This window comes from Dankookia rubra (assembly GCF_004355005.1).
Lineage (GTDB): Bacteria > Pseudomonadota > Alphaproteobacteria > Acetobacterales > Acetobacteraceae > Paracraurococcus > Paracraurococcus ruber_A.
The window spans coordinates 89,373-109,390 of sequence record NZ_SMSJ01000008.1 but is presented as its reverse complement, the minus strand read 5'-3'; the positions used below and the strand labels follow the sequence as shown (position 1 = coordinate 109,390).

Sequence of the window (20,018 nt, the reverse complement as noted above, 5' to 3'; positions counted from 1 at the left end):
CGCAGATTGGGGCAACTGCTTGGCCACCTTCCCCGGCAAGGCTAGCTTGCCCCCCGCCGCAGCCCGCGAGTCCCGATGTCCTTTTCCTTCCCGATCCTCCCCGGCGGCCACCTGCTGGCCATCGAAGGCCTGGAGCCGCCGCATATCGGCGCCCTGCTCGACTTGGCCGAGAGCTACGCCCTGCTGAACCGCGGAGGGAAGACCCAGCGCGACCTGCTGCGCGGCCGCACGCTGATCAACCTCTTCTTCGAGGACAGCACCCGCACCCGCACCAGCTTCGAGCTCGCCGGCAAGCGGCTGGGGGCGGACGTGATCAACATGTCCGTCTCGAACAGCAGCGTGAACAAGGGCGAGACGCTGCTGGACACCGCCTCCACCCTGAACGCCATGCATTGCGACCTGCTGGTGGTCCGCCACGCCCAGTCCGGCGCCCCGGCCCTGCTGTCCCAGAAAGTGTCGGCCAGCGTCATCAACGCCGGCGACGGCACGCACGAGCACCCGACCCAGGCGCTGCTCGACGCCCTGACCATCCGCCGCCGCAAGGGAAGGCTCGAAGGGCTGGTTGTCGCCATCTGCGGCGACGTTCTGCACAGCCGCGTCGCGCGGTCCAACATCCACCTGCTGACCGCGATGAACGCCCGCGTCCGCCTGGTCGGCCCGCCCACACTGATGCCCGCCGAGGCCGGGCGCCTCGGCGTCGAGGTCTTCCACGACATGAAGGCGGGCCTGGCCGGCGCCGACGTGGTGATGATGCTGCGGCTGCAGAAGGAAAGGATGACCGGCGGCCTCGTGCCCTCCTCCCGCGAATTCTTCCGCTTCTTCGGCCTGGACCGGGAGAAGCTGGCCGTCGCCCGGCCGGATGCGATCGTCATGCATCCCGGCCCAATGAACCGCGGCGTCGAGATCGACAGCGCCGTCGCCGACGACCCGGAGCGCAGCGCGATCGGCGAGCAGGTGGAGATGGGCGTCGCCTGCCGGATGGCGGTTCTGGACGTGCTGGCCCGGGACCTTCGCCGCAATGCATGACCTTCTCTTCACCGGCGCCCGCCTGCTCGACCCGGCCAGCGGCCTCGACGGCCCCGGCGACCTGCTGATCCGCGACGGCCTGATCCTCGACCACGGCAGCGGCCTCGGCCGGCCGGACGGGGTGACGGCGATCGACTGCGCCGGGCTCTGCCTGGCCCCCGGCCTGGTCGACCTGCGGGCCGATATCGGCGAGCCGGGGCACGAACACCGCGAGACCATCGCGACGGCCGCCGCCGCCGCCTCGGCCGGCGGGATCACCACGCTCTGCGCGCTGCCCGACACCGACCCGGCGCTGGACGACCCGGCCCTGGTCCAGTTCGTCCTCCGCCGCGGCGAGGCGACGGGCTGCATCACCCTGCTGCCCTATGGCGCCGCGACCAAGCGTTGCGAGGGCGGAGAACTCGCCGAATACGGCCTGCTGAAGGAGGCCGGGGCGGTGGCCTTCACCGACGGGCGCCGCGCCATCGGCAATGCCCGGACCATGCGCCTCGCCCTTTCCTACGCCCGCGCCTTCGGCAGCTTCGTCGTCCAGCACCCGGAGGAGCCCAGCCTGGCCGCCGGCGGTGCCGCGACCGAGGGCGAGCTGGCGACCCGGCTCGGCCTGCCGGGCATCCCGCCGGCGGCCGAGGCCATGATGGTCGCACGCGACATTGCGCTCGCCCGCATCACCGGCGGCCATGTGCATTTCGCCCATGTCAGCACCGCCGCGGCGCTCGGGCTGATCCGCGCGGCCAAGGCCGAGGGCCTGGCCGTCACCTGCGATACCGCACCACCCTATTTCGACCTGAACGAGACGGCGATCGGCGACTGGCGGACCTATGCCAAGCTCTCGCCGCCGCTGCGGCCGGAGGCCGACCGGCTGGCGGTGGTCGCGGCGCTGGCAGACGGCACGATCGATGCCATCGCCTCCGACCACCAGCCGCGCGACGCCGACGACAAGCGCCTGCCCTTCGCCCAGGCCGAAGCCGGCGGGGCGGGGCTTGCCACGCTGCTCGGCGTGACGCTCGCCCGCGTGCATGGCGGCGACCTGTCCCTGCTGGCGGCGCTCGACCTGCTCACGGCACGGCCGGCCAAGCTGCTCGGCCTGCCGGTCGGAAGGCTGGCCAAGGGGGTGGCGGCCGACCTCATGCTGCTCGACCTCGACCGCGGCTGGCAGGTGAAGGACGGCCAGCTGCCGGGCAAGGCGCAGAACACGCCCTTCGACGGCCGGGCGCTGGAAGGCCGGGTGGTCGGCACCTGGAAGGCCGGGCGGCGGGTCTTCGGATGAGCGTGCTCCTGGCGCTCGCCCTCGGCTACCTGCTGGGCTCGGTCCCCTGGGGGCTGCTGCTCACCCGGGCGTCCGGACTCGGCGATATCCGCAGCATCGGCTCCGGCAATATCGGCGCGACCAACGTGCTGCGCACCGGCAACAAGACGCTCGCGGCAGCGACGCTGGCGCTCGATATCCTGAAGGGGGTCGCGGCGCTGGCCCTGGCCCAGGCGCTCTGGGGCGAGACGGCGGGGCTGCTGGCCGGGTTCGGCGCCATGCTCGGCCATGCCTTTCCGGTCTGGCTGGGCTTCAAGGGCGGCAAGGGCGTGGCGACCGGCGGCGGCGTGCTGCTGGCGGCGGGCTGGTGGCTCGGGCTCGGCGCGGCGCTGGTCTGGCTGGTCATGGCGCTGGTCACCCGCATTTCCTCGGCCAGCGCGCTGGCGGCCTGCGCCGCGGCGCCGGCGATCGCCGCGATGGCCGGGCGCTGGGACCTGGCGGCCTTCTCGGCCGGAATCGCCCTGCTGGTGGCCTGGCGGCACAAGGCGAACATCAAACGCCTGCTGGCCGGGACGGAGCCGCGGATCGGCCGCAAGGGCTGATGCTTCAACAGGCTAATTTGTTGCTGATTCGCATATAATTCTGGTGCCGCGGCGGCGTCCTTCCTATGCTGCGCGCGGCCAAGGAGCGGCGCCGGGCATGTCCGACCCCCATGGGCAGCACAGGGTCCTGCACCGCACCACCGGGGTGCCGACCGGATGAACGCGCCGCCGATGGCATTCCTGCCCCCGGCCGAAGCGCTGGCCCGGCTGCGCCTCGCCCGCACCGATGGCATCGGCCCGCTCACCTTCCGCCGGCTGCTCGAGCGCCACGGCCACGCCGCCGCCGCGCTTGCCGCGCTGCCCCGCCTCGCCGCCCGCCGCGGCGCGCCCTTTGTCCTCCACCCCGAAGCCGATGCGCGGCGGGAGATGGAGACATTGCACCGCATGGGCGCCCGGCTGCTCTTTGCCGGCCTGCCGCCCTACCCGCCCCTGCTGGGGATGCAGGAGGACGCGCCCCCGGTGCTTGCCATGCTCGGCGACCCGGCAGCGCTGGCCCCCCGCGCCGTGGCCCTGGTCGGCGCCCGCAATGCCTCCGCCGCCGGCCGTCGGATGGCCGAGGACCTGGCCGAGGCGCTGGCCGCCGAGGGCCTCTCCGTGGTCTCCGGCCTGGCCCGGGGAATCGACGCCGCGGCGCATCTCGGCGCGCTGCGGAAGGGCCGCACCATCGCCTGTGTCGCCGGCGGGCTGGACCAGCCCTACCCGCCGGAGAATGCCGCGCTGCAGGCCCGCATCGCCGCGGAAGGCGGCGCGGTGCTGGCCGAGGCGCCGCTCGGCACCGCCCCGCTCGCCCGCCACTTTCCCCGCCGCAACCGCATCGTCGCCGCCGTCTCGCTCGGCGTGGTGGTGATCGAGGCGGCGCTGCGCTCCGGCAGCCTGATCACCGCCCGCATGGCGCTGGAGGGCGGGCGGGAGCTCTTCGCCGTGCCCGGCAGCCCGCTCGATCCCCGCGCGCGGGGCTCGAACGACCTGATCCGGCAGGGCGCGCACCTCGCCGAGAGTGCCGAGGACGTGCTGCTGCACCTGCCCGAAGCCCCCCGCGCGGCGCCGCTCTTTTCCCCAGCCCCGGCATGGTCCGGCAGCGAACCGGCACGGCCGGTCGTTCCGCAATCGCCGGGAGACTCCGCAAATGCCTCTGAAGTCATTGATATGCTTGGAACCTCGCCGATAGCGGTTGACGAGGTGATGCGGCGCTGCCACCTGTCGCCCTCCGCGATCCAGGCGATCCTCCTCGATCTCGAACTGGCTGGACGGGTGGAACTGCTGCCGGGCAACCGCGTGGCGCTCACCGGACGGGCCCAGGACGGGGGCTAGGAGGGGCGCCCGCCTCGCCGCAAATGCCGCCTGCCCGCGGCCACAGGATGTGTGGAGTCCATGACGGACGTCGTCGTCGTCGAAAGCCCCGCCAAGGCCAAGACCATCAACAAGTACCTCGGCGGGGACTACACCGTCCTGGCGAGCTTCGGCCATGTCCGCGACCTGCCCCCGAAGGACGGCTCCGTCCGTCCGGAGGAGGATTTCGCCATGGACTGGGAATCGGAGGACCGCGGCGAGCGGCAGGTGAACGAGATCGCCCGGGCGCTGCGCGGCGCCAAGCGGCTCTACCTCGCCACCGACCCGGATCGCGAGGGGGAGGCGATCTCCTGGCATGTGAAGGACATGCTGGCGCGGAAGGGCGCGCTGAAGGGCGTCGAGGTCCAACGGATCACCTTCAACGAGATCACCAAGCGCGCCATCCAGCACGCCGTGGCGCATCCGCGCGAGCTCGACACCCCGCTGATCGATGCCTACCTGGCGCGGCGGGCGCTCGACTACCTCGTCGGCTTCACCCTCTCGCCGGTGCTCTGGCGGAAGCTGCCGGGCAGCCGCTCGGCCGGCCGGGTCCAGTCGGTCGCGCTGCGGCTGATCTGCGAGCGGGAAGCCGAGATCGAGGCCTTCCGCGCCCGCGAATACTGGACCGTCGAAGGCCGCTTCACCACGCCGCAGGGCGCCCCCTTCACCGCGCGGCTGACGCATCTGGACGGCAGGAAGCTCGACCAGTTCGACCTTCCCAACGAAGCCGCGGCGCTCAAGGCCAAGGCGGCGGTCGAGGCCGGCACCTTCTCGGTCCTCTCGGTCGAGAAGCGCCGGGTCCGGCGCAACCCGCCGCCGCCCTTCACCACCTCGACCCTGCAGATGGAGGCCAGCCGCAAGCTCGGCATGGGCGCGCAGCAGGCGATGCGGACGGCGCAGCAGCTCTATGAAGGGGTCGAGATCGGCGGCGAGACCGTCGGCCTGATTACCTATATGCGGACCGACGGCGTGCAGATGGCGCGGGAGGCGATCGCCGCCATCCGCGACCATGTCGGCGAGGCCTTCGGCCGCGACTACCTGCCCGGCGCGCCGCGCGAATACGCTTCGAAGGCGAAGAACGCCCAGGAGGCGCACGAGGCGATCCGCCCGACCGACGTGCGCAACACGCCGGAGAAGGTCGCCCGCTACCTCGATGAGCGGCAGCGGAGGCTCTACGAGCTGGTCTGGAAGCGCGCCGTGGCGTCGCAGATGCAGTCGGCCGAGCTGGACCAGACCACGGTCGAGATCGGCGACGCGGCAAAGAAGGTCATCCTTCGCGCTACCGGCTCGGTCATCGCCTTCGACGGCTTCCTGAAGCTCTACCGCGAGGACGAGGACGACCGCGCCGCCGATGCCCGCGCCGGCATCACCGGCGTCCCTGCCGGGGAGGACGAGGACAGCCGCACCCTGCCGCCGATGCGGGAGCGCGATCCGCTGAAGCGCGGCGAGGTGGCGGCGCTGCAGCACTTCACCCAGCCGCCGCCGCGCTATTCGGAAGCCTCGCTGGTCAAGCGAATGGAGGAGCTCGGCATCGGCCGCCCCTCCACCTATGCCTCCATTCTGCAGACGCTGCAGGACCGGAACTACGTCAAGCTCGAGAAGCGGCGGCTGATGCCGGAGGACCGCGGTCGGCTGGTCACCAGCTTCCTGGTCAAATTCTTCGAGCGCTACGTCGACACCGGCTTCACCGCGGGGCTCGAGGAGCAGCTCGACGACATCTCCGGCGGCAAGGTCGACTGGCGCGCGGTGATGCGGGCCTTCTGGGAGGAGTTCAAGCGGGCGATCGACGCCACCAAGGACCTCAAGATCAGCGACGTCATCGACGCGCTGGACGAGGAACTCGGCCCGCACTTCTTCCCCGAGCGCGGCGACGGGACCGACCCGCGCCTCTGCCCGGCTTGCAGCAGCGGGCGCCTCGGTCTGCGGCTCGGCCGCACTGGCGCCTTCATCGGCTGCTCCAACTACCCGGAATGCCGCTACACCCGCCCGCTGATCGCCCCGGGCGCCGAGGGCGACGGCACCACCGGCCTGAGCGAAGGCCCGCGCGAGCTCGGCACCGATCCGGCCAGCGGGGAGAAGGTCACCGTCCGCCGCGGCCCCTATGGCGTCTATGTCCAGCTCGGCGAGGGCGGCACCGACGCGAAGGGCAAGCCGACCAAGCCGCGCCGGGCCAGCCTGACCAAGGACATGGACCCCGATACGCTCGACCTCGACCGGGCGCTGAAGCTGCTCTCCCTGCCGCGGCTGATCGGCCGCGATCCGGAAAGCGGGGAGGAGATCCAGGCCGGGCTCGGCCGCTTCGGGCCCTACATCAAGGTGGGGTCCATCTTCCAGTCGCTCGAGCCGGGGGACGACGTGCTATCGCTCGGCATGAACCGGGCGATGGAACTGCTGGCCAAAGCCCGGGCGAAGGTCCGCTTCGTCGGGCCGCACCCGATGGACCAAGTCGCGGTCGAGATCCGCAAGGGCCGCTTCGGGCCCTATGCCCAGCACGGCAAGACGGTCGCCAACCTGCCGCGCAACCTGGCGATGGAAGATGCCACCATCGACGAGGTGGTCGCGTTGCTTGCCGAGAAGGGCAAGGAGCTCAAGCCGATGACCAAGGGCGGCGCCAAGGGCAAGGCGAAGCCCGCGGGCAAGCGCGCCGCGACGAATGGCGCGGATCCGGAGGCACCGGCGAAGCCTGCCGCGCGCAAGCCGGCCGCGGCGCCGAAGCCCGCGGCGCGGAAGGCCGCGGCCGCCGCCCGCAAGCCGGCCGCGGCGGCAAAGAAGCCCGCGGCCAAGCCGGCCGCCAAGAAGCCGGCGGCGCCGAAGAAGCAGGCCTGAGATGCCCCGCCGCCCCACCGGCGGCGGAGACGCGCCGCTGCCCTCGAAGGAGGCGCTGCGGCGCTTCCTGCAGGCCAGCCCGGGCAAGGTCGGCAAGACCGAGATATCCCGGCATTTCGGCCTCGGCACCGACCAGCGCCCGGCCTTGCGGGAATTGCTGAAGTCCCTCAAGGCGGATGGCAGCGCGGCGCCGGCCGGCCGCCGTGGCGTCAGCGCCCCCGGCCGCCTGCCGGAGATGGCGGTGATCGAGGTCACCGGCACCGACCCGGATGGCGACCCGATCGCCCGGCCGCTCGGCTGGAAGGCCCAGCAGGGCCGCATGCCCGTCATCTACATGCGCCCGGAGCGCGCGGGGCAGCCGGCCCTCGCCCCGGGCGAGCGGGTGCTGGCGAAGCTGAAGCCGGCCGGCGCCGGCAAGTACGAGGGCACCACGGTCAAGCGCGTTGCCGGCGCCGCACCGGCCCGGGTGCTCGGCGTCTACGAGAATGGCCGGATCGTCCCGACCGACCGCCGCCACCGGGCCGAATGGGTCGTCCCGCCCGGCGAGGCCGGCGGCGCCGAGAACGGCCAGATCGTCCTGGCCGAGCCTTTGCCCGGCCGCGAGCTCGGGCTGCGCCCGGCGCGGGTGGTCGAGGTGCTGGGCCGGATGGGCGAGGCGAAGTCGGTCTCGCTGATCTGCATCCATGCCCATGGCATCCCGGACGTCTTCCCGACCGAGGCGGTGCGGGAGGCCGAGCACACCCGCGGCGTCGATGCGTCGGGGCGCGAGGATCTGCGCGAGGTCCCGCTGGTCACCATCGACGGCGAGGATGCGCGGGACTTCGACGACGCGGTCTGGGCGGAACCCGAGGGCACCGGCTGGCGCGTGCTCGTCGCCATCGCCGATGTGGCGCACTACGTCCGCCCCGGCTCGGCGCTGGACCGCGAGGCCTGGGCGCGCGGGAACAGCGTCTACTTCCCCGACCGCGTCGTGCCGATGCTGCCCGAGGCGCTGTCGAACGGCTGGTGCAGCCTGCGCCCGGGCGAGGACCGCGGCTGCCTCTTCGTCGAGATGCGCTTCGATGCCGGCGGCGGCAAGACCGCCCACCGCTTCGGGCGGGGGATCATGCGCAGCGCCGCCCGGCTGACCTACGAGCAGGCCCAGGCCGCCCGGGACGCCGGCGAGGACCCGACCGGTACCCTGGTGCCGCTCTACGGCGCCTTCCACGCCCTGCTGGCGGCGCGGGAGCGGCGCGGCACGCTTGAGCTCGACCTGCCGGAGCGCCGGGTGCGGCTTGACGCGGCCGGCACCGTGCTGGGCGTCGAGCCGCGCGCCCGGCTCGATTCGCACCGGCTGATCGAGGAGTTCATGGTCGCCGCCAATGTCTGCGCGGCGGAGGAGCTCGAGCGGCTGTCCCAACCCTGCATGTACCGGGTGCACGACCGGCCTTCGGACCAGAAGCTGGAGGGCTTGCGGCAATTCCTCGAGGCCTTCGACATCACCCTGCCGCAGGGCGACCGCCTCCAGCCACGCGACTTCGCCCATGTGCTCGACCTGGTCACAGGCAAGCCGGAGGAACGACTGGTGCACGAGACGGTGCTGCGCAGCCAGTCGCAGGCCGCCTATGCGCCGGAGAACATCGGCCATTTCGGGTTGGCGCTGGGCCGCTACGCGCATTTCACCAGCCCGATCCGCCGCTACGCCGACCTGCTGGTGCACCGCGCCCTGGTGCGCGGCCTGAAGCTCGGCGACGGCGGGCTGCAGGAGACCGAGGCGGCGCGCTTCCCCGACACGGGCGAGCACATCACCCAGACCGAACGCCGCGCCGCGGCGGCCGAACGCGACGCCGTCGACCGCTACCTTGCGGCATACATGTCGCAGCGGATCGGAGAGGTGTTCGATGCACGCATTTCTGGGGTGACACGGTTCGGCCTGTTCGTCACCGTAGAGGCGAATGGCGCAAGCGGAATCGTTCCTCTCGCGTCCCTGCCGGACGACCGATGGACCGAGGACCAGGCCAGGCATGCCCAGCGGGGGCATTCGCTGTCGGGCCAGCGTACGGGGATCACCTTCACCCTGGGCCAGGCGGTCGAGGCGCGGCTGGTCGAGGCAACCCCCCGAACCGGCGGCATGGTCTTCCACCTGATGCAGGGCCTGCCCGCACAACCCGCGGCGCGCGCCCGGCCGGCCCGCGACCCGAAGCAGGCGCGGAAGGCAAAGCCGCGCAGGTAAGGGTCCGGACCGGAGGCGCGTCCGGCCTCCTGACCCTGCTGCTGCTGCTGCTCTTCCCGCCCGCCGCCGGCGCGCAGGAAGGCCCCTTCCCGCGCGAGCAGGTCCAGGCGGTGCTGGCCACCGCGTTGGGCGCCGTGCTGGAGCGCCACCTCGACCGCGCCACCCCGGCCCAGCTCGGCCTCTGGAGCCTGCGCGGCCTCGAGGTGCTGGAGCCGGCCCTGCAATCCGAACTGCAGAGCGGCACGCTGCTGCTCTCGGCTCCCGACCGGCTGATCTCGGCCCGGCCGATGCCGAGCCTGCCGGCCCAGGGGCCGCCGGAGGCTGCGGCGCTGCCGCTGGCGGTGGCGCTGTCCGGCATGTTCGACGCGGCCTGGCGGGCCTCCCCGGCGATCCGCCGGGCGGGAACCGAACGCATGCTGCGGAGCGCCTTCGAGGAGCTGTTCAACCACCTCGATCCCTATAGCCGCTACCTGACGCCGGAGGAGGCGATGGCGGCGCGGGCGCGGCGGATCGGCCAGACCGGGCTCGGCCTGCGGCTGGCGGCCGGCCGCGGCAATGCGGTGCTGATCGCCACCATCCGGCCCGACTCGCCGGCGGCCGAGGCCGGGCTCCGGGTCGGCGACCGGGTGCTGGCGGCGGATGGCGTGCCGCTCTCGGCGCAGGACCTGGCCGCCGCCGCGGCCCTGCTGGAAGGCCCGGCCGGCACCGAGGTGGCGCTGCGGGTGGAGCGCGGCAAGCGGCGCTTCACCGTGCTGCTGCTGCGGAGCACCGTGCCGCCTGAGACCCTGCACACCCAGCGGCGGGACGACATCCTCTGGCTGCAGCTGGACGGCTTCTCCAATGCCACCGACCTGCGGCTGACGGAGGCGCTGCTGGACGCCTTCCGCGCCAATGTTCCGCGCGGCGTGGTGCTGGACCTGCGCGGCAACCGCGGCGGGCTGCTGGGCCAGGCGGTCGCGGTGGCCAGCGCCTTCCTGGCCGAGGGCGTGGTGGCGATGACCGGCGGGCGGCACCCGGACGCGGCGCGCACCTATGTCTCGGCCGGGCCCGACCTGGCGCGCGGCATGCCGCTGGTGGTGCTGGTGGATGGCCGCACCGCCTCGGCCGCTGAGATCGTCGCCGCCGCGCTGTCCGACCGCGGCCGCGGCGTGGTGGTGGGCAGCGCCACCACCGGCAAGGGGCTGATCCAGGCGGTGGTGCCGCTGCCGAACGGTGGTGACCTGCTGGTCACCTGGTCCCGGGTGCTGGCGCCGCGCGGCTGGCCGATCCAGGGGCTCGGCGTGCTGCCTGCGGTCTGCACCAGCCTCGGCGCGGAGGCGACGGCGGCGGCCCTGGCCAGGCTGCGCCAGGGCGAGCCGCCGATGGCGCGGACGCTGGCCCGGCTGCGGGCGGCGCGCGCCCCGGTGCCGGGCAGCGAGGTGACGGCGCTGCGCAATACCTGCCCGCCGGCCGAGGGCCGCCCCGCCGATCTCGGCGTGGCGCGGACGCTGATCGAACAGGCGGATGCCTACGAGTCGGCGCTCGCCCGCTGACGCGGCAGCCTCCGCAGGCGCCTTCACCCTTGACGCCGCCGCCCCGGGCGTTACTGTCCGCGCCCTTCCGCCAGCCCGGCAGACCAAACACGCGAAGGCTTCATTATGGCCAAGTCGAACACCATCCAGATCAAGCTCGTCAGCAGCGCCGAGACCGGCTTCTTCTACGTGACCAAGAAGAACGTCCGGAACACCACCGGCAAGCTCGAGATGAACAAGTACGACCCGGTCGTGCGCAAGCACGTCGTGTTCCGCGAAGCCAAGATCAAGTAAGGCCCGCGGCGCGACAGCGCCGCATTGCCTGCCGGAGCCGGGAAGCGGACGGGGCAACCCGGCCGCTTTTTTGCGTGGTGCAGCGGGCGGCGAGCCACAGAAATGAACGAGCGATTCGCGGAGAATGGCTTCTCCCCGGCTTCGTTCAGCCTTCGGTCGCCTGGTCCGGCGGCGCGGCGATGAAGTCCTCCGGCACCGCCGTCTCCACCCGGTTCCGCCCGGCCGCCTTGGCGCGATACAGCGCCGCATCCGACGCGGCGATGGCGCCGGAGACGGAACAGCCCGCCGGGGCGATCGCCAGGCCTATGCTGATGGTGATCGGCAGCAGCGCCGGCCCGACCGAGATCGGGTCGTTGCTCAGAGCCCCGCGCAGCCGGTCGGCGACCATGGCCGCATAGTCGGTCGGCGCGCCGGCCAGCACCACCATGAACTCCTCACCGCCGTAGCGCGCCAGCACGTCGGCGGCGCGCAGGTGCAACTTCAGCCGCTCGGCCACCTCCCTCAGCGCGGCATCCCCGGCGGCATGGCCGTAGGTGTCGTTGATCGCCTTGAACCGGTCGACGTCCAGCAGCATGACCGCGGCGTCCGAGCCGCGCAGCACGCCGTCCAGGTGGCGGCGGACATAGCGGCGGTTGCGCAGCCCGGTCAGCGGGTCGGTCACCGCCAGTTCGAGCGAGCGGTCGAGGTCGTTGCGCAGCCGCTCCTGGTACCATTTGCGGCGCACCTGGTTGCGCGCCCGGGCGCGCAGCTCGTTGGCGTCGATCGGCCGCAGCACGTGGTCGTTGGCGCCGAGGTCGAAGCCGCGCAGCACCAGGCCGCGCTGGCTGGGATCGGCGGTCAGCAGCACCGGCAGGTCGCGGGTCGCCGCCTCGGCCCGCAGGCGGGAGGCGAGGCGGAGCACGTCGCCGCCCTCGGGCGGCAGGCAGAGCACCGCAAGGTCGAAATTCCCCTCCAGCAGTGCCCGCCGCGCCTCGTCCGAGCGGCCGGACTGGTGCACCTCGACCCCATCGGCCGCGAGGGCCTCGGCGATCTGGCGGCACTCGCCCGGCATCTCGGACAGGACCAGGGCCTTGGCACCCTCGATGCCGGCGCGGGGTTCGGGCGGCGGCTCGATGCCGAGCTGGCGGGCGGTGTCGGTGCGCTGCCGCCAGGCATCCAACACCTGCTTGACCCGGAGCAGGGCCCGTAGCCGGGCAAACATGGTCGCGTCGTCGACCGGCTTCGACAGGAAGTCGTCGGCCCCGGCCTCAAGGCCGCGGACGCGTTCGGCCTGGTCGATCAATGCGGTGACCATCACGACGGGCAGATGCGCCGTCGCATCCTGCGACTTCAGCCTGCGGCAGACCTCGTAGCCGTCCATCCCCGGCATCATGACGTCGAGCAAGATGACGTCAGGCGCCCAGCGGGCGGCCATGGCCAGGGCCTCCGGCCCGCTCGAGGCGAGCGCGACCTCGTAGTATTCGGCAAGAAGTTTCGCTTCGAGGAGGCGGAGGTTGGCCGGGATGTCGTCGACCACCAAGATGCGCGCTGTCATATGACCGCACCGTGAAATCCGCCACCGCGGGTCGACCTGTAACCGCCCAGGGCCTTCGCTGCCTTTGGCGTCGACATTATGGAAGCGGCCGGCCGGGAAGGACCGGCCTCGGGGCGAGAAGGGAATACGGGATGTCGGGATTGACGGCGGATGGGGTCGCCGACCGGCGGCAGGTGACGAATGCCGCGCTTTTCTTCAAGCGATGGCTCGCCAACCCGCTGCAGATGGGCTCGGTCATCCCATCCTCCTCCAGCCTGTGCCGGCGCATCGCTGCGCTGGTCGAGCGGGCGCCGGACGAAGTGGTCCTGGAGCTCGGCGCCGGGACAGGCGTGGTTTCCCGCGCCCTGCTCGCGGCCGGGGTGCCGGCCGAGAAACTGGCCGTCATCGAAATCGTGCCGGAGATGGCAGGGCACCTGCGCGAGGTCCTTCCGGGGGTGAACGTGATCTGCGGCGACGCCTTCGAGCTGGCGCGCGACCTGCCGGAGCGGATGCATGGGAAGGTCGGCACCGCGATCTGCGGCATTCCACTGGTGTTGCTGCCGCTGGAACAGCAACGGCGCTTCGTGGCGGCAGTCGAGGCAGTGGCCCCCGGCAAGGGATTCCTGCTCTACACCTACTGCATCACCTCGCCGCTGCCCCATGGCAAGCTGGGGCTGCACGCCAAGCGCGAGGCCTGGACGCCGCTCAACCTCCCGCCGGCCAGTGTCTGGCGGTATCAGCCCCGGCGGTAATGCCCGCATGCGCCTCGCCTAAGCATTGGTCCCGGCGGACGATCCGCCGCCGGCCGGTGCCGAACCTGTGTAGCACAGGCGCAAAGCCCGGTTGAAGGCGGGCGAGACTATCTATTTCGAAGCGTCAGCCGCTGCTGAGGGTGACCTCCTGCCCATCGGCCCGGCGCAGGCGGGCCACCAGCCGGGCATGCGGGCTGCGGCGGACCTTCAGCGCTTCGTCGAGGCCGCGGTCGGCCAGCGCCGCCCTGACCGCATCGGCCTCGGGGTGCTCGGCCTCGAGGTGCAAAAGCCGGACATGGCTGTCGGGCAGGCGGAAGGAGGCACCCTCCCCCTTCCACTCGATCAGGGCCGGGATCAGGTTGTCCATGTCCTGCCGCTGCGGCGGGAAGGCCATGCGCCAGTGCAGGTCGCCGCGGCTCATCTCCCGCACTTCCCCGGCGCGGTGGCCGAGCCGGGAGACCACCGCATCCATTACCGGGGTGCGGGCCACCCAGGCGAGCAGGCGCGGCTCGGCCTCCAGCATCACCTTGGTCGCCGGGTCGTCGAGGTCGAAGAGCCGGGCATGCGCCGGCTCCGGCTGCTCGGGGTCGGGAGCGATGATCTCCAGGTAGGTGCCCTTGCCGAGGCCGAGCAGCATGTTGTGGGTGCCGAAACCCTCATGCCTGCCGCCCGGGCGGGGCTTCACGCCGAGATGCTGCTCGACGAAGGCGGCGCCTTCCTCGAGCGTCCGGGCGCCCAGCACGATGTGGTCGATTTCGGCCATAGTCATCTCCCTTGCCGCGGCGGCCGGATGCGGGCCGCCGCGCACTGCGTCGTCACGGTCGGCGCGCCGCGAATGGGTCCTGCCGAACAGCGCCGCGCCCCCTGCCCCCGTCATGCCGCGGCGGGGGTGCGCAACGATGGCATCATGCCAACGCCGCAGGGGCGGGTAATGCGCCAGATCAATTCCGCGGCGCGCGGCGCTCCACCGCCGGGGAAGCCAGCGGCCGCCGGCGATGCGATCCGCCCGCCCGAAGCCGGCGCCGCAGGTGGGCGGCACACCGGCCTGCGCCGAGGCTCAGCCGGGCGCGCCCCGGCGCGGCCCCGGCTCGACCTCGCGTTCCGCCTTGGCGCGGCGGCGCCATTCCCAGGGCGGCATCCGCTCCGCCTCAGGCAGCGCCCAGAGGCCGCGGCGGGCGGCACGGGCCTCGGCCTCCAGCGCCGGCAGCCTGGAATCGTGGTTGTAGCGATCATAGACCCAGGCGGCGCCGCGACGGACCATCTCGGCATTCACGTCGCGGGCGCCGGCATAGACCCGGCCGACGCTGCGGCCATAGCGGTCGGTATCCTCGACCACCACGCGGACCCGGCGCTGGAAGGCCAGGTCGGCCAGTGCCTCCCGCGCCCGGCTGCCATAGGGCTGGCGGCGTTCCGGGGTGTCGATCTCGGCCAGCCGCACCCTGGTCTGCCGCCGGTCGGGTGTCAGGAGGGTCAGGGTGTCGCCGTCGGTGATGCCGACGACTTGGCCGGTCAGTTCACTGGCCGCGAGCGCGGGCAGGACATGCAGCGAGGCGAGCAGGGCGAGGGTGAAGGCCGGCAGCCGTCGCAAGCGGGACACTCCAAAGTGGCAAGCCTAATCATTATGCCACTTCGGAGTTCGAAGGCTAACCCTCGACAGGCGAAGCACCGGCCCGCAGCCGCGGGGGTCCGGGCGTAGGGGAGCGCAGGAAGGTGAAATCTTCTTGCGCTTGGACCGCAGGCGTCAGGCGTTGCCGTTCAGATAGGCCATCGCCGCCTGCACGCCGCCCGGCTTGTGCGGCACCCCGGCGGCGCCGAGGCCCATCTCCACCCCGCCCAGCGTGCCTACCAGCTGCAGCGGACCGAAATCGCCGAGATGGCCGATCCGGAAGACCCGGTCGTTCAGCCGGCCGAGCCCGTTGCCGAGGCTCATGTTGAACTTCTCGAGGATCGTCGCCCGCAGCGCATTGGCGCTGTGGCCCTCCGGCAGTCGCACCGCGGTGAGCACCGAGGAATACTCGCCGGGCACCTCGACCTGGACCTCGAGTCCCCAGGCGCGCACCGCGCGGCGGGTCGCCTCGGCGAAGCGGTCATGCCGGGCGAAGACGTTGTCGAGGCCTTCCTCCATCAGCATGTCGATGGCCGCATCCAGCCCGTAGAGCAGGTTGGTCGCCGGGGTGGAGGGGAAGAAGCCCTGCGCGTTCGCCGCCAGCATCGGCCGCCAGTCCCAGTAGCTGCGCGGGATCCCGGCGCCCTCCGCCGCCTTCAGGGCCTTTTGCGAGATGGCGTTGAAGGACAGGCCGGGCGGCAGCATCAGCCCCTTCTGGCTGCCGGCGATGGTGACGTCGACGCCCCATTCGTCGTGCCGGTAGTCGATCGAGGCGAGGCCGCTGATGGTATCGACCAGCAGAAGCGCCGGATGGCCGGCGGCGTCGATCGCCTTCCGGACCGCGGCGATGCGGGAGGTGGCGCCGGTGCTGGTCTCGTTGTGCACCACGCAGACCGCCTTGATGCCATGCGCCTTGTCCTCGCGCAGCGCCGCCTCGATCGCCGCGACATCGGCGCCGCGGCGCCAGTCGGTCTCGATCAGCTCGGGCTTGAGGCCGAGCTTCCCCGCGAGTTCCTGCCAGAGGTGGGCGAACCAGCCGGTCTCGCACATCAGCACGCGGTCGCCCGGCGACAGCGTATTGGCCAGCGCCGCTTCCCAGGCGCCGGTGCCGGAGGCCGGGAAGACCACGACCGGCTGGCTGGTCTTGAAGACGCCGCGGAGCTTTTCCAGCAACTGCTTGCCGAAGCGGCCGAAATCCGGCCCGCGATGATCCATGGTCGGGTAGTCCATCGCCCGCAGCACGCGGTCGGGCGTATTGGACGGCCCCGGTATCTGCAGGAAGTGCCGGCCGGAGGTCGGCTTGGACTGGAAATAGGCCATGGATGCTCTCCCCTTCGTCGGCGGCCTTATGGCGCCGATCCATGCCTGGGCGCCAATGAGAAGCCCTTCTTGGATTGATGAGCATTATAGATCGGACAGATGCCCCAGGCCGCCCTACATGACAGCCGAGAACGATTGGACACGGGGCCCAGGAACCGCATGAACGCCGTGACGCCCGGGAAGGACCGCATCGGCGACAGCCGCATCGCCGACCGCCTCCGCCGCGAGACCGAGGGCGAGGTGCTCTGGACCGCCGCCGACCGCGGCCGCTACGCGACGGATGCCAGCATCTACCAGGTCGAGCCGATCGGCGTTCTGGTCCCCCGCAGCATCGCCGACGTGGAAGCCGCGATGTCGCTCTGCCGGGAGGAGGGCATCCCGGTCCTGCCGCGCGGCGGCGGGACGAGCCAATGCGGCCAGACGGTGAACCGCGCGCTGGTGATCGACTGCACCAAGCACCTGCGGGATGTCGTCTCGGTCGATCCGGCGGCGCGCACCGCGACGGTGCAGCCCGGCATCGCGCTCGGCGCGCTGAACGACCAACTGAAGCGGCACGGCCTGTTCTTCCCGGTCGATCCCTCGACCTGGGCGCGCTGCACCATCGGCGGCATGGCGGGCAATAACTCCTGCGGCAGCAAGTCGATCCGCTACGGGCTGATGGCCGACAACGTGCTGGGCATCGACGCGCTGCTGGCCGATGGCTCCCGCTTCCGCTTCGGCGAGCTGCCGGACAACCTCGGCGCCGATGTGCCGGCCGGCATCGCCGACCTGATCCAGCGGCTGCGTGCCCTGGGCGCGCGGGAGGCGGAGGAGATCGCCGCCCGCTTCCCCGAGCAGCTCCGCCGCGTCGGCGGCTACAACCTCGATGCGCTGACGCCCGCCGGGCGCGCCGCCGGCCGCGGCAGCCTAGCGCGGCTGCTGGTGGGCTCGGAGGGGACGCTGGCCTTCTCCGCCGCGCTTGATCTCAAGCTCTGGCCGATCAAGCCGCGCAAGGCGCTCGGCATCTGCCAGTTCCCGAGCTTCCGCGCCGCCATGGCGGCCTCCCAGCACCTGGTGACGCTGGACCCGGAGGCGGTGGAGCTGGTCGACCGCACCATGATCGACCTCGGCCGCTCCATCCCGATCTATCGCGCCACCATCGACAGGATCGTGATGGGCGAGCCGGACAGCCTGCTGATCGTCGAATTCCACGGCGAGGAGGACGGCCCGCTCGCCCGGCGGCTGGATGCGCTGGACGAGATGATGGCCGATCTCGGCTATCCCGGCGCCGTGGTCCGCTGCATCGACCCCGGCTTCCAGGCCGCGGTGGCCGAGGTGCGCGAGGCCGGGCTCAACATCATGATGAGCATGAAGGGCGACGGGAAGCCGGTCTCCTTCATCGAGGATTGCGCAGTCGGCCTGCCCGACCTCGCCGACTACACCGAACGGCTGAACGACGTGTTCGCCAAGCACGCTACCCGCGGCACCTGGTATGCCCATGCCAGCGTCGGCTGCCTGCATGTCCGCCCCGTGCTGAACATGAAGGACGGCGGGGACGTGCGGAAGATGCGCGCGATCGCCGAGGAATGCTTCGCCCTGGTACGCGAATACAAGGGCAGCCACAGCGGCGAGCATGGCGACGGCATCGTGCGGTCCGAGTTCAACGAGCCGATGTTCGGCCCCCGCATCGCCCGCGCTTTCGAGGCGGTGAAGGACGCCTTCGACCCGCATGCGCTGCTGAACCCCGGCCGCGTCGTCCGCCCGCCGCGGATGGATGACCGAAGCCTGTTCCGCTACCACGCGGACTATGCGGCCGATCCCAGGGTGACGCCCGCGCTCGACTGGTCGGCCTGGCCGGGGCCGCAAGGCGGCCTGCTCGGCGCGGTCGAGATGTGCAACAACAACGGCACCTGCCGGAAATTCGACGCCGGCGTGATGTGCCCGAGCTACCGCGCCACGCGCGACGAGCAGCATCTGACCCGCGGCCGCGCCAATACGCTGCGCCTCGCCCTGACCGGCCAGCTCGGCCCGGATGCGCTGGCCTCGGACGAGGTGCATGCGGCGCTCAAGCTCTGCGTCTCCTGCAAGGGCTGCAAGCGCGAATGCCCGACCGGCGTCGACATGGCGAAAATGAAGATCGAGGCGATGGCGGCGCGCGCCCGGACGCATGGGATCAGCGCCAAGGACCGGCTGATCGCGACGATGCCGCGCTGGGCGCCCTTCGCCAGCCTCGCCCCCTTCCTGGCGAATGCGCGGGACGGCATCCCCGGCCTCGCCGGGCTGTCCGAACGCCTGCTCGGCTTCGCCGCCGGCCGCACCCTGCCGCGCTTCCGCCGCGACGCCTTCCATGATGCCGAGTTGCCGGCGCCGGACGGCCGGCCTGGCGAGGTGATCCTCCTCCCCGATGTCTTCAACCGGTACTTCGAGCCGGAGAACCTGCGCGCCGCCGCCCGCGTGCTGGCCGCCGCCGGCTACCGCGTCACCGTGGCCCGCCCGGCCAGGGGCAGCCGGCCGCTCGACGAGGGACGCACGCTGCTCGCCGCCGGGCTGGTCGAGGAGGCGCGGGCCGAGGCGCGGCGGACGCTCGCGGCGCTCTCGGCCTTCGCCTCCCCGGTCATCGGCATCGAGCCCTCCTCCCTGCTGACGCTGCGCGACGAATTTCCCGCCCTGCTGCCGGGCGAGCCGGCCCGGGCGCTGGCCGACCGCGCCCTGCTGCTGTCGGAATTCCTGGCGCGGGAGAAGCCCCGGCTTGCCTTGAGGCCGATCGCCGCTGCCGCCGCGCGTATTCACGGCCATTGCCACCAGAAGAGCTTCGGCGCCTTCCCCGCCGCGGTCGCCATGCTGACCCTGGTTCCGGGGCTGAAGGTGACGCCCATCACCTCCTCCTGCTGCGGCATGGCCGGGGCCTTCGGCTACGAGGCCGAGCACCTCGAGGTCTCGAAGGCCATGGCCGAGCTGTCCCTGCTGCCGGCGGTCCGTGCCGCCCCCGCCGACCACCTGGTCGTCGCCGACGGCACCTCCTGCCGCCACCAGATCGCCGATCTGTCGGGCCGGGAGGCGCTGCACAGCGTCCGCGTTCTCGATCGGGCCCTGGCATGACCGGGCCCTCGGACATCCTCGGCTTCTGGTTCGGCCCCGACCTCGCCCCCTGGCAGGTCGAACGCTGGTTCCGGCCGGACCCGGGTTTCGACGCTGCCTGCCGCGACCGCTTCGGCGACCTGCTGGCCCCGGCGCGGGACGGCGCCCTGGATGCCTGGGCCGCGACGCCCGAGGGCGCGCTGGCCCTGTTGCTGGTGCTCGATCAGTTCCCGCGCAACCTGCATCGCGGCACCGCCGCCGCCTTCGCGTCCGATCCGCATGCCCGTGCCGTGGCGCGCCGGGCGGTGCTGCGCGAACGGCACGACCTGACGCTGCCCTGCACCGCCCGCTGCTTCCTCTACCTTCCCTTCGAGCATTCCGAGGAGGCTGCCGACCAGGACCTCTCGGTGGCGCTCTTCGAGGGGCTGCGGGACGACCCGGCGCATGCCGCGCCGGGCGGCAGCATCGCCTATGCCTGGGCCCACCGCGCGGTCATCCGGCGCTTCGGCCGCTTCCCGCACCGCAACGTCGCGCTCGGCCGGGCGACGACGCCGGCCGAGGCGGACTACCTGGCGCAGCCCGGCGCCGGCTTCTGATCCTTCGCCAAGAAGCTGGACACCATCTTCGGCCAGGTTGTCGGCAACCCGGTCACATCGCGCGCGTTGTGCATCGCAACATTATCTTGCGGCGCAGCAAAGCGCCTTCTAGTCTGACCGCAAGAACA

Annotated in this window: 15 protein-coding genes; 11 read left to right on the top strand and 4 right to left on the bottom strand. The window is 72.2% G+C overall.

Annotation, left to right across the window (positions count from 1 at the left end):
• Window positions 1–75: 75 nt before the first annotated feature.
• The 8 genes from E2C06_RS09465 (at window position 76) to rpmG (ending at window position 11,046) form a co-directional block, all read left to right on the top strand.
• Window positions 76–1,026 carry an aspartate carbamoyltransferase catalytic subunit gene (locus E2C06_RS09465; RefSeq protein ID WP_133288354.1) on the top strand — a complete coding sequence of 317 codons (951 nt, stop codon included), beginning with the start codon at window positions 76–78 and terminating at the stop codon, window positions 1,024–1,026.
• On the top strand, window positions 1,019–2,293 hold the full coding sequence (gene pyrC, locus E2C06_RS09460; RefSeq protein WP_133288353.1) for a dihydroorotase: 1,275 nt from the start codon (window positions 1,019–1,021) through the stop codon (window positions 2,291–2,293). Before E2C06_RS09465 ends, pyrC begins: the two co-directional genes overlap by 8 nt.
• Window positions 2,290–2,874 (top strand): glycerol-3-phosphate 1-O-acyltransferase PlsY, encoded by a 585-nt coding sequence (gene plsY / locus E2C06_RS09455; protein WP_133288352.1) that lies wholly within the window; start codon window positions 2,290–2,292, stop codon window positions 2,872–2,874. The genes pyrC and plsY overlap by 4 nt, the downstream gene beginning before the upstream one ends.
• A gap of 171 nt (window positions 2,875–3,045) precedes the next feature.
• On the top strand, window positions 3,046–4,185 hold the full coding sequence (dprA, locus tag E2C06_RS09450; protein WP_133288351.1) for a DNA-processing protein DprA: 1,140 nt from the start codon (window positions 3,046–3,048) through the stop codon (window positions 4,183–4,185).
• Between the two features lie 60 nt (window positions 4,186–4,245).
• A complete protein-coding gene (gene topA / locus E2C06_RS09445) occupies window positions 4,246–7,029 on the top strand; it encodes a type I DNA topoisomerase (protein ID WP_133288350.1) in 2,784 nt (927 codons plus the stop codon).
• 1 nt (window position 7,030) lies between these two features.
• The gene (gene rnr, locus E2C06_RS09440; RefSeq protein ID WP_133288349.1) at window positions 7,031–9,241 is read left to right on the top strand and encodes a ribonuclease R; all 2,211 of its coding nucleotides are present in this window, start codon (window positions 7,031–7,033) and stop codon (window positions 9,239–9,241) included.
• A 110-nt stretch (window positions 9,242–9,351) separates the two neighbouring features.
• On the top strand, window positions 9,352–10,773 hold the full coding sequence (locus E2C06_RS09435) for a S41 family peptidase (protein WP_133288348.1): 1,422 nt from the start codon (window positions 9,352–9,354) through the stop codon (window positions 10,771–10,773).
• Between the two features lie 105 nt (window positions 10,774–10,878).
• Window positions 10,879–11,046 carry a 50S ribosomal protein L33 gene (gene rpmG, locus E2C06_RS09430; protein WP_133288347.1) on the top strand — a complete coding sequence of 56 codons (168 nt, stop codon included), beginning with the start codon at window positions 10,879–10,881 and terminating at the stop codon, window positions 11,044–11,046.
• A gap of 145 nt (window positions 11,047–11,191) precedes the next feature.
• On the opposite strand, the gene E2C06_RS09425 is transcribed toward rpmG, so the two are convergent.
• Window positions 11,192–12,580 carry a PleD family two-component system response regulator gene (locus tag E2C06_RS09425; RefSeq protein WP_133288346.1) on the bottom strand — a complete coding sequence of 463 codons (1,389 nt, stop codon included), beginning with the start codon at window positions 12,578–12,580 and terminating at the stop codon, window positions 11,192–11,194.
• 131 nt (window positions 12,581–12,711) lie between these two features.
• Between E2C06_RS09425 and E2C06_RS09420 the strand changes: the two genes are divergently transcribed.
• Window positions 12,712–13,311: a class I SAM-dependent methyltransferase gene (locus tag E2C06_RS09420; RefSeq protein WP_133288345.1), complete on the top strand. Its 600-nt coding sequence runs from the start codon at window positions 12,712–12,714 to the stop codon at window positions 13,309–13,311.
• Between the two features lie 124 nt (window positions 13,312–13,435).
• Here E2C06_RS09420 and E2C06_RS09415 read toward each other — a convergent pair whose 3' ends face one another.
• From E2C06_RS09415 to E2C06_RS09405, 3 genes are all read right to left on the bottom strand, one after another.
• The gene (locus tag E2C06_RS09415) at window positions 13,436–14,074 is read right to left on the bottom strand and encodes a VOC family protein (protein ID WP_165982299.1); all 639 of its coding nucleotides are present in this window, start codon (window positions 14,072–14,074) and stop codon (window positions 13,436–13,438) included.
• 294 nt (window positions 14,075–14,368) lie between these two features.
• Window positions 14,369–14,899, bottom strand: a complete 531-nt coding sequence (locus E2C06_RS09410; RefSeq protein ID WP_241671196.1) for a thermonuclease family protein — start codon at window positions 14,897–14,899, stop codon at window positions 14,369–14,371.
• A 153-nt stretch (window positions 14,900–15,052) separates the two neighbouring features.
• The gene (locus E2C06_RS09405; RefSeq protein WP_133288343.1) at window positions 15,053–16,237 is read right to left on the bottom strand and encodes a pyridoxal-phosphate-dependent aminotransferase family protein; all 1,185 of its coding nucleotides are present in this window, start codon (window positions 16,235–16,237) and stop codon (window positions 15,053–15,055) included.
• 159 nt (window positions 16,238–16,396) lie between these two features.
• Between E2C06_RS09405 and E2C06_RS09400 the strand changes: the two genes are divergently transcribed.
• Both E2C06_RS09400 and E2C06_RS09395 read left to right on the top strand, forming a co-directional pair.
• On the top strand, window positions 16,397–19,315 hold the full coding sequence (locus tag E2C06_RS09400) for an FAD-binding and (Fe-S)-binding domain-containing protein (protein WP_133288342.1): 2,919 nt from the start codon (window positions 16,397–16,399) through the stop codon (window positions 19,313–19,315).
• A complete protein-coding gene (locus tag E2C06_RS09395) occupies window positions 19,312–19,890 on the top strand; it encodes a DUF924 family protein (protein ID WP_133288341.1) in 579 nt (192 codons plus the stop codon). Before E2C06_RS09400 ends, E2C06_RS09395 begins: the two co-directional genes overlap by 4 nt.
• The last annotated feature ends 128 nt before the right edge of the window (window positions 19,891–20,018 follow it).